This is a genomic window from Sphingomonas faeni, from assembly GCF_023195535.1.
Classification (GTDB): Bacteria; Pseudomonadota; Alphaproteobacteria; order Sphingomonadales; family Sphingomonadaceae; genus Sphingomonas; species Sphingomonas faeni_B.
This window is the reverse complement of sequence record NZ_JALPNF010000002.1, coordinates 204718-220191: the sequence shown is the minus strand read 5'-3', so window position 1 is coordinate 220191 and position 15474 is coordinate 204718. Positions and strand designations below refer to the sequence as shown.

Annotated in this window: 17 protein-coding genes and 1 pseudogene; 15 read left to right on the top strand and 3 right to left on the bottom strand. The window is 64.8% G+C overall.

Features of this window, described 5'->3' with window-relative positions:
- Nucleotides 1–3: 3 nt before the first annotated feature.
- A complete protein-coding gene (locus SPHN_RS05470; RefSeq protein ID WP_248521806.1) occupies nt 4–429 on the bottom strand; it encodes a DUF2442 domain-containing protein in 426 nt (141 codons plus the stop codon).
- Between the two features lie 67 nt (nt 430–496).
- A pseudogene (locus SPHN_RS05465) lies at nt 497–661 on the bottom strand (DUF4160 domain-containing protein); the annotation flags it as partial.
- A 148-nt stretch (nt 662–809) separates the two neighbouring features.
- Here SPHN_RS05465 and SPHN_RS05460 point away from each other — a divergent pair.
- The 9 genes from SPHN_RS05460 (at nt 810) to SPHN_RS05420 (ending at nt 8220) form a co-directional block, all read left to right on the top strand.
- Complete coding sequence (locus SPHN_RS05460) at nt 810–1055, top strand: hypothetical protein (protein ID WP_248521804.1); 246 nt, start codon at nt 810–812, stop codon at nt 1053–1055.
- A 154-nt stretch (nt 1056–1209) separates the two neighbouring features.
- A complete protein-coding gene (rpsM, locus tag SPHN_RS05455) occupies nt 1210–1578 on the top strand; it encodes a 30S ribosomal protein S13 (protein WP_056015521.1) in 369 nt (122 codons plus the stop codon).
- A gap of 84 nt (nt 1579–1662) precedes the next feature.
- Nucleotides 1663–2052: a 30S ribosomal protein S11 gene (gene rpsK / locus SPHN_RS05450; protein WP_031395237.1), complete on the top strand. Its 390-nt coding sequence runs from the start codon at nt 1663–1665 to the stop codon at nt 2050–2052.
- Nucleotides 2053–2149: 97 nt separating this feature from the next.
- Complete coding sequence (locus SPHN_RS05445) at nt 2150–3220, top strand: DNA-directed RNA polymerase subunit alpha (protein WP_031395236.1); 1071 nt, start codon at nt 2150–2152, stop codon at nt 3218–3220.
- A gap of 180 nt (nt 3221–3400) precedes the next feature.
- On the top strand, nt 3401–3823 hold the full coding sequence (rplQ, locus tag SPHN_RS05440; protein ID WP_248521802.1) for a 50S ribosomal protein L17: 423 nt from the start codon (nt 3401–3403) through the stop codon (nt 3821–3823).
- Between the two features lie 239 nt (nt 3824–4062).
- Nucleotides 4063–5619, top strand: coding sequence for a glutamine-hydrolyzing GMP synthase (gene guaA, locus SPHN_RS05435; RefSeq protein WP_248521800.1), 1557 nt, complete (start codon nt 4063–4065; stop codon nt 5617–5619).
- 74 nt (nt 5620–5693) lie between these two features.
- Nucleotides 5694–6623 (top strand): subclass B3 metallo-beta-lactamase, encoded by a 930-nt coding sequence (gene bla / locus SPHN_RS05430; RefSeq protein ID WP_248521798.1) that lies wholly within the window; start codon nt 5694–5696, stop codon nt 6621–6623.
- A 5-nt stretch (nt 6624–6628) separates the two neighbouring features.
- Nucleotides 6629–7282, top strand: a complete 654-nt coding sequence (locus tag SPHN_RS05425; protein WP_248521796.1) for a DUF969 domain-containing protein — start codon at nt 6629–6631, stop codon at nt 7280–7282.
- The gene (locus SPHN_RS05420) at nt 7279–8220 is read left to right on the top strand and encodes a DUF979 domain-containing protein (protein ID WP_248521795.1); all 942 of its coding nucleotides are present in this window, start codon (nt 7279–7281) and stop codon (nt 8218–8220) included. The genes SPHN_RS05425 and SPHN_RS05420 overlap by 4 nt, the downstream gene beginning before the upstream one ends.
- A 4-nt stretch (nt 8221–8224) precedes the next feature.
- Here SPHN_RS05420 and cysS read toward each other — a convergent pair whose 3' ends face one another.
- A complete protein-coding gene (cysS, locus tag SPHN_RS05415; RefSeq protein ID WP_248521794.1) occupies nt 8225–9652 on the bottom strand; it encodes a cysteine--tRNA ligase in 1428 nt (475 codons plus the stop codon).
- Between the two features lie 165 nt (nt 9653–9817).
- Here cysS and rpsU point away from each other — a divergent pair, with 165 nt between their 5' ends.
- The 6 genes from rpsU to SPHN_RS05385 all read left to right on the top strand — a co-directional run bounded on the left by rpsU (nt 9818) and on the right by SPHN_RS05385 (nt 15433).
- Entirely contained in the window at nt 9818–10024 is a 207-nt protein-coding gene (gene rpsU / locus SPHN_RS05410; RefSeq protein WP_055878578.1) for a 30S ribosomal protein S21, read from the top strand.
- A gap of 160 nt (nt 10025–10184) precedes the next feature.
- Nucleotides 10185–10763, top strand: a complete 579-nt coding sequence (locus SPHN_RS05405) for an FKBP-type peptidyl-prolyl cis-trans isomerase (protein ID WP_132740541.1) — start codon at nt 10185–10187, stop codon at nt 10761–10763.
- A gap of 187 nt (nt 10764–10950) precedes the next feature.
- Complete coding sequence (locus tag SPHN_RS05400) at nt 10951–11667, top strand: Crp/Fnr family transcriptional regulator (RefSeq protein WP_248521792.1); 717 nt, start codon at nt 10951–10953, stop codon at nt 11665–11667.
- 47 nt (nt 11668–11714) lie between these two features.
- Nucleotides 11715–11897 carry a hypothetical protein gene (locus tag SPHN_RS05395; RefSeq protein ID WP_132740535.1) on the top strand — a complete coding sequence of 61 codons (183 nt, stop codon included), beginning with the start codon at nt 11715–11717 and terminating at the stop codon, nt 11895–11897.
- 105 nt (nt 11898–12002) lie between these two features.
- Nucleotides 12003–14138 carry a M3 family metallopeptidase gene (locus tag SPHN_RS05390; protein ID WP_248521790.1) on the top strand — a complete coding sequence of 712 codons (2136 nt, stop codon included), beginning with the start codon at nt 12003–12005 and terminating at the stop codon, nt 14136–14138.
- The gene (locus SPHN_RS05385; protein ID WP_248521788.1) at nt 14138–15433 is read left to right on the top strand and encodes an MFS transporter; all 1296 of its coding nucleotides are present in this window, start codon (nt 14138–14140) and stop codon (nt 15431–15433) included. The genes SPHN_RS05390 and SPHN_RS05385 overlap by 1 nt, the downstream gene beginning before the upstream one ends.
- The last annotated feature ends 41 nt before the right edge of the window (nt 15434–15474 follow it).

The following is a 15474-nucleotide window of genomic DNA, read 5'->3' as shown; positions in this document are numbered from 1 at the left end:
GCGTTAAGCGGCTTTGCGAGGGCGTCCGCCCTTCGCGCCATTCGCCCGTGCTGCTGCGGCCTTGGCGGGCGATGTCGCCTGACCCGCATGTCGAGCCAACTCACGCGTCATCCAGTCACGCGTACCGAACAGGCCCGACACCAGCGCCGGTACGTAGAGATCGGCATCGAGAGCCGGCCAATGGAGATTGAACCCCAGACCGTCGACTTCGACGTCGGCAAGCTGATCGTCGGTCGCGCCATTCAAATCCTGGACGAGTTGGGCCGGGAAGGCATAGGCGCAGCCGTTGGTCAGTTCGAGCGTCACGCGCCCGGTTGCGTGATCGTACCGGGCTTCTGCCGCCCGCACCGCGGTTGTCATCAAGTCCTGCCCACGCGCTTCCGCCACGTCGAACTGCGCTTCGAGCTGGGGGGCAGTCTTTTGAGCCATGTATCGTCTCCCATGCCGCGAGAAAGTGCGCCTGATGCTCCATCGCTTCAGCCATCAGGCGGCGCAGGTCGGCGCGCTTGATGCCGATGCTCTGGACCATCTCCGGCTTGCCATCGGCACCGAGCAGATTGATCTTCGCCTGTCCTGCGCCGGTGATGTGAACGTGCGCGGGTTCGTGATCCAGGGTGTAGATCACGAACCGAGATCCGAGAGCGCGATGAACCACAACCATTACTACAAATAACCCATCGGATGGGTTTGTGCAATCGGGGCGGCGATGTGTGCTTGGTCGGTCCCACTAGGGATTGGCATGCGAGGAGTATTTATAAGGTCAGGCCTGACATTGGCATTGTCGCGCCATTCCGGGCACAAGGCCGCAAATGGACTCCCTCTCCCTATTCGGCCTAGCCGCAGTCTCGTTCACCCTGCTATGCTACGCCAAGGAGGCCGGGTCGCACTGGTGGACGCTGGGCTTCGCGTTCGGGTGCGTGCTCGGCTCGGTCTACGGCTTCCTGCAGGGTGCGTGGCCGTTCGGGGTGGTCGAAATCATCTGGACGGTCGTCGCGTTCCGCCGCTGGCTCGCGATGCGCCGAGACGTGCCTGCGCCCGTGGAACCGCTCGCTTGACAGCGCGTTGGCGCGCGCTTATTCGAACTCTCCCCGACACGACGGTTCCGGCGGCGCTTGTTTGCGTTCGTCGCTATCGTGCGTTTCGGTTCATCGCTAAGAGATGGGGTCTGTGCAGCCATGCCGAACCTCGTGGAGCAGGAGAACCAAGTTCATGGCACGTATCGCGGGTGTTAATATCCCGACCAACAAGCGCGTGGTGATCGCGCTGACCTATATTCACGGCATCGGTTCGACCAAGGCCAAGGAAATTGTCGCGAAGCTCGGCATCGCCGACACCGCACGTGTTCAGGACCTGACCGACCAGGAAGTCCTGCACATCCGCGAGACGATCGACGCCGATCACACCGTCGAGGGCGATCTGCGCCGCCAGACCTCGATGAACATCAAGCGCCTGATGGATCTCGCCTGCTATCGCGGCCTGCGTCATCGCAAGGGCCTCCCGGTCCGCGGCCAGCGCACGCATACCAATGCGCGCACCCGCAAGGGCAAGGCCAAGCCGATCGCCGGCAAGAAGAAGTAATCCACTTTTTCAATGGATTACTCCGCCGGCGCTGGTCCCTACAGACCGCCCGGCGTCACGCAGATACAGGTCAGGAAATACACCATGGCACGCGAACCTCAGCGCATTAAGCGGCGCGAGCGCAAGAACATCACCTCTGGCGTCGCTCACGTGAATGCCAGCTTCAACAACACCATGATCACGATCACCGATGCCCAGGGCAACGCGATCTCGTGGTCGTCGGCCGGCGCAATGGGCTTCAAGGGCTCGCGCAAGTCGACTCCGTACGCGGCCCAGGTCGCAGCGGAAGACGCCGGCAAGAAGGCCGCCGAGCACGGTGTCCGCACGATCGAAGTCGAGGTCAAGGGCCCCGGCTCGGGTCGCGAATCGGCCCTGCGCGCGCTTCAGGCAGTCGGTTTCCAGATCACGTCGATCCGCGACGTGACCTCGATCCCGCACAACGGCGTGCGCCCTTCGAAGCGTCGTCGCGTCTGATTCTCCGCCTCCCGTGCGCGGTTGATCGCGCCGCACGGGTGTATTTTATTGGTCGGCGGACACACCCGTTCGCCGGCCCCCAAATTAGGGGAAGCATGTGTCTGTCAACGCAAAGAACTGGCAGGAACTCAAGAAGCCCAGCGGCCTGGAGAAAAAGGCCGGTGGCGACACCAAGCGCAAGGCGACCTTCATCGCCGAGCCGCTCGAGCGTGGCTTCGGCCTGACGCTCGGCAACGCGCTGCGTCGCGTGTTGCTCTCGTCGCTACAGGGCGCGGCCGTCACCTCGATCAAGATCGAGAACGTGCTGCATGAGTTCTCGTCTCTGGCCGGCGTCCGCGAGGACGTGACCGACATCGTCCTCAACGTGAAGCAGATCGCGATCCGCATGCAGGGCGAGGGGCCCAAGCGCCTCCAGCTCTCGGCAACGGGTCCGGGTGAAGTCAAGGCCGGCGACATCGCCGTCTCGGGCGACATCGAGATCATGAACAAGGATCTCGTGATTTGCCACCTCGATGAGGGTGCGACGCTCAACATGGAGCTGACCGCCGACATCGGTAAGGGCTACGTGCCCGCGACCGCAAACCGCCCGGCCGATGCGCCGATCGGTCTGATCCCGGTCGATGCGCTGTATTCGCCGGTACGGCAGGTTTCGTACAAGGTCGACCCGACTCGCGTCGGTCAGGACCTGGATTACGACAAGCTGACGCTGACGATCGAAACCGACGGCACGATCACCCCGGAAGACGCAGTCGGCTATGCCGGTCGCATCCTCCAGGACCAGCTCGCGCTGTTCGTCCACTTCGACGATTCGTCGGTCACGCGTTCGTCGGCCCCGATCGGCCAGGCAGCACCCGCTGCCGGTGGTGCGGAGCCAGCAGGCGACACGCAGCAGATCAACCGTTACCTTCTCAAGAAGGTCGACGAGTTGGAGCTGTCGGTACGCTCGGCGAACTGCCTCAAGAACGACAACATCATCTACATCGGCGATCTGGTCGGCAAGACCGAAGCCGAGATGCTGCGTACGCCTAACTTCGGCCGCAAGTCCTTGAACGAGATCAAGGAAGTGCTGTCGTCGATGGGTCTTCGCCTGGGCATGGAAATCCCGGGCTGGCCACCTGAGAACATCGAAGAGATGGCCAAGAAGCTCGAGCAGGAGATTATGGGGTAAGCGCTTCCGGATCCCATGCCGTCACCCCAGCGAAAGCTGGGGTATCGCGGTTCGGGTCCGGTCCGCTCCTCATGGAGATCCCAGCGTTCGCTGGGATGACGGTAATTTGGGTGGGCTCTTCGTCCCCACCAGCTCCCGGGTACCTCATACGGCCCCTGAACGAACGAAAAGGTATTAAACATGCGCCATCGCGTAGGCGGCCGTAAGCTTCAGCGGACCTCGGCCCACCGTCTTGCTCTGTTCCGCAACATGAGCGCCGCGCTCATCAAGCACGAGCAGATCACCACCACCGTCGCCAAGGCGAAGGAACTGCGTCCTTACGTCGAGAAGCTGATCACGCTCGCGAAGAAGGGTGGCCTGTCCAACCGTCGTCTCGCGCACGGCAAGCTGCTCGACGATGCGCAGCTGATCAAGCTGTTCGACGTTCTGGCGACCCGTTATGCGGATCGCAACGGCGGCTACACCCGCGTCATCAAGGCCGGTATCCGCATGTCGGACGCCTCGCCGATGGCCGTCATCGAGTTCGTCGACCGCGACGTCTCGGCGAAGGGCCAGGATTCGGGTCCGGTGATGTCGGACGAGGATTACAACGAAGCGGCATAATCTGTTTCCGCCGAAGCGCTGACCTTCCAATCCTCCCCCGCCAGGGGGAGGTGGCAGGCACAGCCTGACGGAGGGGGAGGCGGCGACAACCTCGGTTGCGTGTCCTCCCCCTCCGTCACCTTCGGCGACACCTCCCCCTTGCGGAGGAGGATCAGATTTACCGCCGATCAGAGGCCGCGTTTCCCATCCGGGAGGCGCGGCCTCTTTCGTTAACGCGTCCATCCGGCTATGCGCCCGACATGGAGCACCCAGACAGCATTCTCATCGTCGATTTCGGCAGCCAGGTAACCCAGCTGATCGCCCGCCGCGTGCGCGAGGCTGGCGTCTATAGCGAGATCGCCCCCTTCCAGTCCGCCGAGGCCGCGTTCGACCGGATGCAGCCCAAGGGAATCATCCTCTCGGGCGGCCCCGCCTCGGTCACGACCGAGAACTCACCACGCGTGCCGCAGCGCTTTTTCGAGGCGGGCATTCCGATCCTCGGCATCTGCTACGGCCAGCAGGTCATGTCCGCGCAGCTTGGCGGCAACGTGATCGTTTCGGGCGACGGCGGCGAGTTCGGCAGTGCGTTCATCGAGGTCAAGTCCAACTGCGCGCTGTTCGATGGGCTGTGGGCGGAAGGCGAGCGCCATCAGGTCTGGATGAGCCACGGCGACAAGGTCGACGCGATCCCGCCCGGCTTTACCCCCGTCGCGGTCTCGACCGGCGCGCCCTATGCGATCGTCGCCGACGAGGCACGTAAGTTCTACGGCGTGCAGTTCCACCCTGAGGTCGTCCACACCCCCGATGGCGGCAAGCTGATCGCCAACTTCGCGCGCCACGTCTGCGGGCTCAGCGGTGACTGGACGATGGCTGAGTTCCGCGAGACCAAGATCGCCGAGATCCGCGCGCAAGTGGGCAAGGGTCGCGTCATCTGCGGCCTGTCCGGCGGTGTCGACTCGGCGGTGGCCGCCGTGTTGATCCACGAGGCGATCGGCGAGCAGCTCACCTGTGTCTATGTCGACCACGGCCTGATGCGTGCGGGCGAGAGCGAGCAGGTCGTCAGCTTGTTCCGCGGCGCCTACAACATCCCGCTGATCCACGTGAACGTCGAGGAGTTGTTCCTCAGCGGCCTCGCCGGGATCACCGATCCTGAGCTGAAGCGCAAGTTCATCGGCAAGACGTTCATCGACGTGTTCGATACCGAGGCGAAGAAGCTCGGCGGCGCAGAGTTCCTCGCGCAGGGGACGCTGTATCCGGACGTGATCGAAAGCGTGAGCTTCACCGGCGGCCCGTCAGTGACGATCAAGAGCCATCACAATGTCGGCGGGCTGCCCGAGCGGATGAACTTGAAGCTCGTCGAGCCGTTGCGCGAGCTGTTCAAGGACGAGGTCCGCGTGCTGGGCCGCGAGCTCGGGCTCCCAGAGATCTTCGTCGGCCGTCACCCGTTCCCCGGACCCGGCCTCGCCATCCGTATCCCCGGCGAAGTCACCAAGGAACGCTGCGACATCCTGCGCAAGGCCGACGCGATCTATCTCGAGGAGATCCGCGCGGCGGGGCTCTACGATACGATCTGGCAGGCATTCGCGGTGCTGCTCCCGGTCCGCAGCGTCGGCGTGATGGGCGACGGCCGCACCTACGACAACGTGCTGGCGTTGCGCGCGGTGACCTCGACGGACGGCATGACCGCACAGGCGTTCCAGTTCCCCGGCGACTTCCTGCCGCGCGTCGCGACCCGGATCATCAACGAGGTCAAGGGCATCAACCGCGTAACCTACGACTACACCTCGAAGCCCCCCGGCACGATCGAGTGGGAATAAGCTAGACGCACGACGCAATCCTCCCCCGCCAGGGGGAGGTGGCTGGCTCTTGCCAGACGGAGGGGGAGGACATGATGCAGACGTTAGCGCTTACCGCCCCCTCCGTCAGGCTACGCCCGCCACCTCCCCCTGGCGGGGGAGGATCGTTAGGTCGCCGCACCAAATCACTGGTCGGCGCAATAGCGATTGCCGCCAGCGCACCGCTCTTCCTCGGCGCGGCTGACCCGCCAGCCTGGACGCGCCCGCAGGCGCCGTTCCCGATCGCCGGCCCGATTACCTATGTCGGCAGCGAAGGCATTGCCGCGTACCTGATTAAGACCAGCGCTGGCGCGATCCTGCTCGACGGTACGCTTGCCGAAAATGCGGGCATGGTCGAGCGCAACATCGTCGCGGCGGGCGTGCCGCTCCGCGACGTCAAGCTGATTCTGGTCACCCACGCGCACTTCGATCACGCGGCCGGAGTCGCCGCGATCAAGCGCGCGAACGGTGCGCGCGTCGTGGCTGGTGCCGGTGACGTCCGCGCACTCGAAACCGGCGTGCCACCGGGCGAGACCAACTACGGGGTGATCCGTTTCCCCGCGGTCGACGTCGATCGCGGTGTCCGTGATCGCGAGACGGTCACCTTAGGCACCACCACGCTGACGGCGCGCGCGACACCCGGCCACACGCCCGGTTGCACGACCTGGACGATGCGCATCCTCGCCAAGCCGCGCCCGCTCGCCGTGGTCTTCCCGTGCAGCGTCAGCGTCGCGGGCAACCGCTTGATCGGCAACCGCGCCTATCCCGGCATCGTCGCCGACTACCGCCGCAGCATCGCGATGCTCGGCACGCTGCACGCCGATATCGTTCTCCCGTCGCATCCCGAACTGGCCGATGTGATCGCCCGCGGCAAACGCCGCCAGGCCGGTGATACCACCGCGTTCATCGACCCCACATTGCTCCCGAAGATCGTCGCGGAGGCCAAGACCGCGTTCGACGCCGACCTCGCCAAGCAGGCGCGCTAGACGGCATGCTGGTCCTGTGCGGCATCGCGGTGATCGTCGCCGGCTTCCTGCTCCGGTTCAACCCGCTGCTCGTCGTCGCCGTCTCCGCGCTCGTCACTGGCCTAGCCGCCGGCATCGCCCCGCTCGCGATCCTCGCCGCGTTCGGCAAGGCGTTCAACGAGAACCGCTACGTCACCGTGATCTACATCGTCCTGCCGGTAATCGGACTGCTCGAACGCCACGGGCTGCAGGAGCGCGCGCGGCTCGCCATCGCGAAGCTCAGAGGCGCGACGGTCGGCCGCCTGCTGATCGGCTACCTCCTGTTCCGACAGCTTACCGCAGCGCTCGGCCTCACCTCGATCGCCGGCCCGGCACAGAGCGTCCGTCCTTTGGTCGCGCCGATGGCCGAAGCCGCCGCCGAGGCGCAAGGCGTCGCGCCCGGCGGCGACCGCATCCCCGCAATGGCGGCGGCGACCGACAACATCGGACTGTTCTTCGGCGAGGACATCTTCATCGCGATCGGGTCGATCCTGCTGATGAAGGGCGTGCTGGAGGGCTACGGCATCGTCATCCAGCCGCTCCACCTCTCGATGTGGGCAATACCGACCGCGATCGCTGCGTTCCTGATCCACGGTTTCCGCCTCTGGCTGCTCGATCGCAGACTGGCGCGAGCCCGATGATCGGCACCGGCTTCATCTACGGCGTCGCCGGTCTGATGTTTGCGGCCTTTGCGATCCTGAGCGCGACCGATCGCGCCAACCCGAAGCGTTTCGGCAACGCGGCGTTCTACGCGGTGCTGGCGATCAGCTTCCTGCTAGGTGGAAAGCTCGGCGATATCGGCAACGGCGTTCTCGTCCTCGCCCTTGTCGCGATCGCTGGATCGGGCGCGATGGGGCGGGGCGGGCGTGCCACGACCACATTCGACGAGCGCCGCGCCGAAGCCGCAAGGCTCGGCAACCGGATATTCCTGCCCGCACTGATTATCCCCGCGGCGGCACTCGGCGGCACCGTCCTGTTCCGCGCCGTCCCGAGCCTCGTCGACCCCAAGCAGGCGACGCTCGTCGCGTTGACCTGTGGCGTCCTGATCGCGCTGATCGCGATGCACCTCTGGTTCCGCCCTCGCATCGCGACACCGCTCGCCGAAGGCGTCCAGCTGATGGACGCGATCGGCTGGGCCGCCGTCCTCCCGCAGATGCTGGCCAGCCTGGGAGCGGTCTTCGCGCTCGCCGGCGTAGGCGACGTCGTTGGCAAACTCGCCGGCCACGCGATCCCCGAGGGCAGCCTGATCGGCGCCGTGCTCGCCTATACGCTCGGCATGGCGCTGTTCACGATGATCATGGGCAATGCGTTCGCGGCGTTCCCGGTAATGGCCGCGGCGATTGGCATCCCGCTGCTCGTGCGCCATTACGGCGGCGACCCCGCAGTGGTCGCCGCGATCGGCATGCTCAGCGGGTTCTGCGGCACGCTGATGACGCCGATGGCGGCCAACTTCAATCTCGTCCCCGCCGCGCTGCTCGAACTGAAGGACAAGAACGCCGTCATCCGCGCGCAGATACCGACCGCCTTGCCCCTGCTCGCGGTCAACATCGGTCTGCTCTACTGGCTCGGCTTCCGCTGAACCTCTAGCCGAGCTTCCAGTCCCAGCCGAGCGGATCGCCGTCCATGACCTCGACGCCCGCCGCCGCCAGTTCGTCGCGGATCGCATCGGAGCGCGGGAAATCCTTCGCCGCGCGCGCGTCCCGCCGTTCATCGAGCCGGGCGTCGATCGTCGCCTCGTCCAGCTTCGCATCGGCCGGGCGGATGCGCAGATCCTCGCGGCGGATCGTCGCGAGGTCGAGGCCCAGCACCGCGTCGAAATCGATCAACGCGTCCAGCCGATCCGCCGGCGCGACTCGCTTGTCGCCGAGCATCTCGTCGAGGATCGGCAGCGCGCGCGGCGTCGAGAGATCGTCCGACACCGCGGCATCAAGACGATCGCGATAGGCGAGGGCGCTCCCCGAGGGGCCACCCGGCGGTCGCTGGCGCAAGGCGTCGACCGTTATCGCCAGCCGCTTCAGCCGCGTCTGGGCCGCGGCGAGGTTCTCCCACGAGAATTCGAGCTCGCTGCGATACTGCGCCTGAAGGCACATCAGTCGGTAGGCGAGCGGGTGGAAACCGCGATCGATCAGCGTCTGCAGCGTGGTGAACGCGCCCCCCGATTTGGACATCTTGCCCGACCGCTCGACCAGGAAGTTGTTGTGCATCCAGAGCGTCGCGCCGGTATCGCCGCACTCGCAATGCGCCTGGTTCTGCGCGATCTCGTTCGGGTGGTGGATCTCGCGGTGGTCGATCCCGCCGGTGTGGATGTCGAACGTCGCGCCGAGATATTTCTTGCTCATCACCGAGCATTCGAGATGCCAGCCCGGCGCACCGCGACCCCAGGGCGAATCCCATTCCATCTGGCGGTTCTCGCCAGCGGCCGACGTCCGCCAGATCGCGAAGTCCTGCGGGTGGCGCTTGCCTGCGACCGGATCGATTCGTCCCTCGCCGTCATCGTCCTGCGATCGCGCAAGGCGACCATAATCGGGCACCGTGGTCGTATCGAAGTACAGGCCGTCGGGCAGGACGTAGCAATGGCGCTCGGCAATCGACTCCGCGAACGCGATCATCTCGGCGATGTGATCGGTGGCGAGCGGGAATTTGCTCGGCTCGCGGATGTTGAGGTCGACGAGGTTCTGCTTGAACGCATCGGTATAGTGCTTTGCGATCGCCCAGATATCCTGGCCGCTCGCACGCGCCGCCGCCTCCATCTTGTCGTCGCCGACGTCCGCGTCCGAGGTCAGATGCCCGACATCGGTGATGTTGATGATGTGCGTGAGCGGATAGCCCTTCCACGTCAGCACGCGGCTCAGCGTGTCGGTGAAGACATACGCGCGCAAATTGCCGATATGTGCGTAGTTGTAGACCGTCGGCCCGCATGAATAGATGCCGACATTGGTCGGATCGATCGGCCGGAACGTCTCGATCGCGCGCGAGAGACTGTTATAGAGCGTAAGGGGAATTCGGGTCATGCGCCGCTCCTAGCGCTACGGTACGGGTCTCGCAAACGACGCGATTCAACGGGGGCCGGGTGCACAGGCTTGAAACCTCGGGCAGGCGCTGGTAGGGGCCACGGTTCATGCGGCGCGGACCTGTTCGCGACGGCTAAATCTATTCGACCGGAGCTAAACGGGTTTATGCAGATCATCGTACGCGACAACAACGTCGACCAGGCCCTTCGCGCGCTTAAGAAGAAGCTGCAGCGCGAAGGCGTGTATCGTGAGATGAAGTTGCGCCGTCATTACGAGAAGCCGTCCGAGAAGCGCGCGCGCGAGCGTGCAGCAGCGATCCGTCGCTCGCGCAAGCTCGACCGCAAGCGCGCCGAGCGTGACGGCGCACGGTAAGCGTTGACCGGTCCCGCGGATCGATCGTCATCGTGCGATCGGGTGCGGGATCACGATGTTCGGGGTTGTGATCGTCGCAACCCCGTGATGATTCAGTCGCAAGACTTTACAACGGCACGCGCGGCGCTCCGGCGTGACCAGATGACCGGGGCCAGATCCGATGTCGACCGTCACCGCCGTGCCGCTGCAGCCGACCAAGCGCAGCTATCTCGTCTATCTTTGGGTTGGGATCGCGCTCGCGTTGATCGCGGCTGTCGCGCTAGCGCGGCAGGGTGATGATCCGTTGGCGCGCAACGCTCGTGCCCGCGGTGTCGTGGTGACGGCATCGGGTCTTCAGTACAAGGTGCTGGCGCCGGGTAAGACTGGCGCTGCGAAGCCGACCGATGCGGACGTTGCGCTCGTCAATTACGAGGGCAAGCTGCTCAACGGCACGACCTTCGACAAGTCGCAGCAGCCGACGCCGATGCCCGTCACCGGCGTGGTTCCTGGCTTTTCGGAAGCGCTCAAGCTGATGCCGAAGGGCGCGAAGTATCGCTTCTGGATGAAGCCCTCGCTTGGCTATGGCGACAAGGCGACCGGGCCGATCCCGGCGAACTCGACGCTCGTATTCGACGTCGAACTGCTCGACTTCCTGCCGCAGAGCGTCGTCCAGCAGATGCAGGCGCAGGCCCAGATGCAGCAGCGCGGCATGCCGGGCGGCGCCCCGGGTGCTCCCGGTGCGGTCCCCGTCCAGCCTTGATTTCGGCTAGGCTGGCATGGAGTCGCTGCGCCGTTCGGTCGGCGCGCGACCCGTCGGCCTTGAAATCGCCTGATGTAGAGCTTGTCGGGTTTCATCCTCGGTTAGGGCTTGATGAAGATCAGTACGGGTCCCGATCTGTTCTTCTAGGTTCGGCCACGGTACGAGGTCGAACGAAGAGGGGACTTGGATGATCTCGGGTAAATTTCTGTTGGGTCGTGGCCGGCACGAACTGAGCGACGAAGAAAAGCGGGTGCTGGAGGACAGCATCGGGTCGGTGCGGCAGGTCGCCGCCCGGAAGCAGATCGTACGCGCAGGCGCGATCATCGAGACCAGCACGTTGCTGCTCGAAGGGTTCGTATGTCGTTATATGGACGACCGTGAGGGGCAGCGGCAGTTGGTCGCGGTGCATGTCCCGGGCGATTTCGTCGACCTGCATGCCTTCCCGATGAAGCGGCTCGATCATGACATCGCAACGTTGGGGCCGGTCAAGATCGCCTGCTACGATCATAATACGCTGCAGGCGATCACCGAACGCTATCCGCACCTCACCCAAAAGCTCTGGTTCAGTACGTTGCTCGACGCCGCGATGCACCGCGAGTGGATTTTCAGACTGGGTCGCCTGGGTGCCGAGGGTCGGGTCGCGCATCTGTTCTGCGAACTCAACGAACGGCTCGAGATGGTCGGCCTTGCGGCCGATGGCCGGTTCATGCTGCCGATGACCCAGCCGGACATCGCCGAGGCCAGCGGGCTGACGGGGGTACACGTCAACCGCGTGTTGAGAGCACTGCGTGAAAAAAATATGCTGACATTCAAGGCAAATGAGGTCCGTATTCTGGATCGGAAGGCGCTCGCAGCCGTTGCGGAGTTCGAACCACAATATCTGTACGGCTCCAAAGGCGACTGACTGCAACCAAGCAGCCTGTCGAGGGGACCGCTGCCGGGAGCGCGATCATGTTGGAGCCTGAAACCATCCCCGGCGTCGCCGCGGCGGAAAACGGCGTGGTCACGCTAGATGGACCCGATGGACTGGCGATCGCGATGACCCCCGAGGCGGCTGCGGAGACGGGGCGGCGGCTGATCGCAGCGGCCGAAATCGCGGCGACCCAGGCGACTGACGAACTGCCGCTGGACTGAGCACCAAGCATGCCTGGCGAGCCCGGCGGGGGCTAATTACCCCGCGCGGCTTCCTCTGTGTGACTTTATCACTATGCTACCCGGTACATCGACCGGGAGATCCATGTGCAGTTTCTATACCTCGCCGCCAGTGCCGTTGCGCTGATGGCGTCTACATCCGTCGTCGCGCAGACTGGTGCAGCCACCATGACACCCGCCGCGAACCCCTTGCTTGCCGACTGGACCGGCCCGACCGGTGGGGTGCCGCCCTGGAGCAAGGTTCGTCCCGAGCTGTTCCCGCAGGCGTTCGAGACGACGCTGGCCGAGCGCACCGCGGACTACCGCAAGATCGCCGACAATCCGGCCAAGCCGACCTTCGCCAACACGATCGTGCCGATGCAGCTTGCCGGCAAGCGCTACGGCCAGGTGATGACGCTGTTCGGCGTGATGACCGGCAACATGAACACGCCCGCCTACCAGAAGCTCGACCGCGAATGGTCGCCGAAATTCTCCGCGGCATCGGATGCGATCACCTTCGACAAGCCGCTGTTCGCGCGGATCCAGGCGATCTACGATACGCGCAATTCGAGCGGGCTGAACGCGCAGCAGATCCGGCTCGTCACCCGGATCTACGACAGCTATGTGCGGCAGGGCGCCAAGCTGAACGATGCGCAGAAGGCGCAGCTTTCGCAGTATAACCAGCAGCTCGCGACCGCGTTCTCTACGTTCGGCGAGGAGCTGCTGGCCGACGAGAGCAAGGCAATCTCGGTCACCGACGAGGCGCAGCTTGCCGGGCTGCCCGACAGCGTGAAGGCGGTCGCGAAGGCCGCTGCCGCCGAGCGGAAGCTGCCGGGCTTCGCGATCGTCAACACGCGGTCGGCGGTCGATCCGGTGCTGACCTATGCAACCGACCGTGCGCTGCGCGAGAAGGTGTGGCGTGCGTTCGTCAACCGCGGCGACAATGGCGATGCGAACGACACGAACGCGACGATCGCGCAGATCGTCAAGCTGCGCGCCGACCGCGCGCACCTGCTCGGGTTCAAGACGCATGCCGACTGGCGCATGCAGGACACGATGGCCAAGACCCCCGCCGCGGCGATGGACCTGATGATGCGCGTCTGGCCCGCCGCGAAGGGGCGTGTCGCCGAGGAGGTTGCGGACATGCAGAAGGTTGCCGGCACGTCGCTGACGATCGAGCCGTGGGATTACCGCTTCTACCAGGAGAAGGTCCGCAGGGCGCGGTACGACCTCGATCAGGCGCAGCTGAAGCCGTATTTCGAGCTCGGCAACATCATCCAGGGATCGCTGTACGCCGCCAACCGGCTGTACGGGCTGAACTTCAAGGAGATCACCGGCACCGTTCCCGTGTTCGAACCGAACATGCGGGTTTGGAGCGTGACGGACAAGGCCGGCAAGGACGTCGGGCTGTTCTATCGCGACGATTTCGCGCGGACCGGCAAGCGGTCGGGCGCGTGGGCGAACACGTATCGTGGCCAGCGTGGCCTCGCGCCGGCGCAGCTCGTGCTGTCGTCGAACAACAATAATTTCGCCAAGGGTGCGCCCGGCGAGCCGATCCTCATCAGCCTCGACGATGCGCAGACGCTGTTCCACGAGTTCGGCCATGCGATCCACGCGATGCTCCAGAACGTCTATTATCCGGGGCTCGCGGGCACGCCGCGCGACTTCGTGGAATATCCGAGCCAGGTGAACGAGCATTGGCTGCTGACCCGCGACGTGCTCGACAAGTACGCGCGGCATTACCAGACCAAGGCGGCGATGCCGCAGGACCTCCTCGACAAGATCGAGAAGTCGCGCACTTTTAACCAGGGCTTTGCGACCACGGAATATCTCTCGTCGGCGATTGTCGACATGAAGATCCACACGGTGCCGGACGGCGTGATCGACCCGGACAAGTTCGAGGCCGCGACGCTGGCCGAGATCGGCATGCCGAAGCAGCTGGTGATGCGTCACCGCGTGCCGCAGTTCCAGCATCTGTTCGCGTCGGACAGCTATTCGGCGGGCTATTACAGCTACCTCTGGTCCGAGACGATGGACGCCGACACGTTCGCGGCATTCGAGGAAGCGGGCAGCCCGTGGGACAAGGCGACCGCGGACAAGTTCGCGAAGGTGCTGCTGTCGACGGGGAACGAAACCGATCGTGCCGAGGCGTATCGCGCCTTCCGCGGTCGCAATCCGGACGTGAACGCACTGCTCAAGAAGCGCGGCTTCGTCCCGACACAAGCGGCGCAGGGAGCTAAATGATGGCGAGCAGCACACTTCCGCCTGAGAAGAACCACCGTCTCAAATCGATCCTCGGCGGGTCGGCGGGCAATCTTGTCGAATGGTTCGACTGGTACGTCTATTCGGCATTCGGGCTGTATTTCGCGCCGGTGTTCTTCCCGAAGGGCAATTCGACCGCGCAGCTGATGAGCGTCGCCGCGGTGTTCGCGGTCGGCTTCCTGATGCGACCGATCGGCGCGTGGGTGATGGGCATCTATGCCGATCGCCACGGGCGCAAATCAGGCCTGACGCTGTCGGTCACGCTGATGTGCGCGGGTTCGTTCCTGATCGCGATCACGCCGGGCTTCGCGACGATCGGCTGGATCGCACCCGCGCTCTTGATCCTCGCGCGGTTGATGCAGGGCCTCAGCGTCGGCGGCGAATATGGCGCGAGTGCGGTGTATCTGTCGGAGATGGCGGGCAAGTCGCGGCGCGGCTTCTTCTCCAGCTTCCAGTACGTCACGCTGATCGCAGGGCAGTTGCTGGCGCTCGGTGTGCTGCTGCTGTTGCAGTCGACGCTCAGCGAAGGGCAGCTCGACGCGTGGGGCTGGCGCATTCCGTTCGCGATCGGCGGCGTGCTGGCATTGGTCGTGTTCCGTATTCGTCGCGGGCTGCTCGAGACGGAGAGCTATCAGAACGCCAAGTCGGACGGCGCGCCGAAATCGAGCGGGTGGCTGTTGTTCAGCAAATACCCGCGCGAGGCGTTCACCGTGCTGCTGCTGACCGCGGGCGGTACGCTCGCCTTCTACGCGTACACCACGTACATGCAGAAGTTCCTGGTCAACACCAGCGGGTTTAGCCGCGAATCCGCGACGCTGATCATGACCGCGGCGCTGGCGCTGTATGCGGCGTTCCAGCCCTTGGCGGGGGCGTTGTCGGACCGCATCGGGCGGAAACCGCTGATGGTCGGGTTCGGGATCGCCGGCGTGCTGTGCACGGTGCCGATCTTCACCGTGCTCGAAACCGCGACCAACCCCTATTTGGCGTTCGGCTTGGTGGTCGGGTCGCTGTTCATCGTGACCGGCTACACCGCGATCAACGCGGTGGTGAAGGCGGAACTGTTCCCGGCGCATGTCCGCGCGCTGGGCGTGGCTTTGCCGTATGCGCTGGCGAACACGATGTTCGGCGGCACCGCGGAATATGTCGCGCTGTGGCTCAAGAACGAGGGCATGGAGCGTGGATTCTATTGGTATGTGACCGCGATGATTGGCGTGTCGCTGATCGTGTACCTCCGCATGAAGGACACGCGGACGCATAGCCAGATCCTGGAGGATTAGGCGCGCGCTACTCCCTCTCCCCTGCGGGGAGAGAGCTGGGG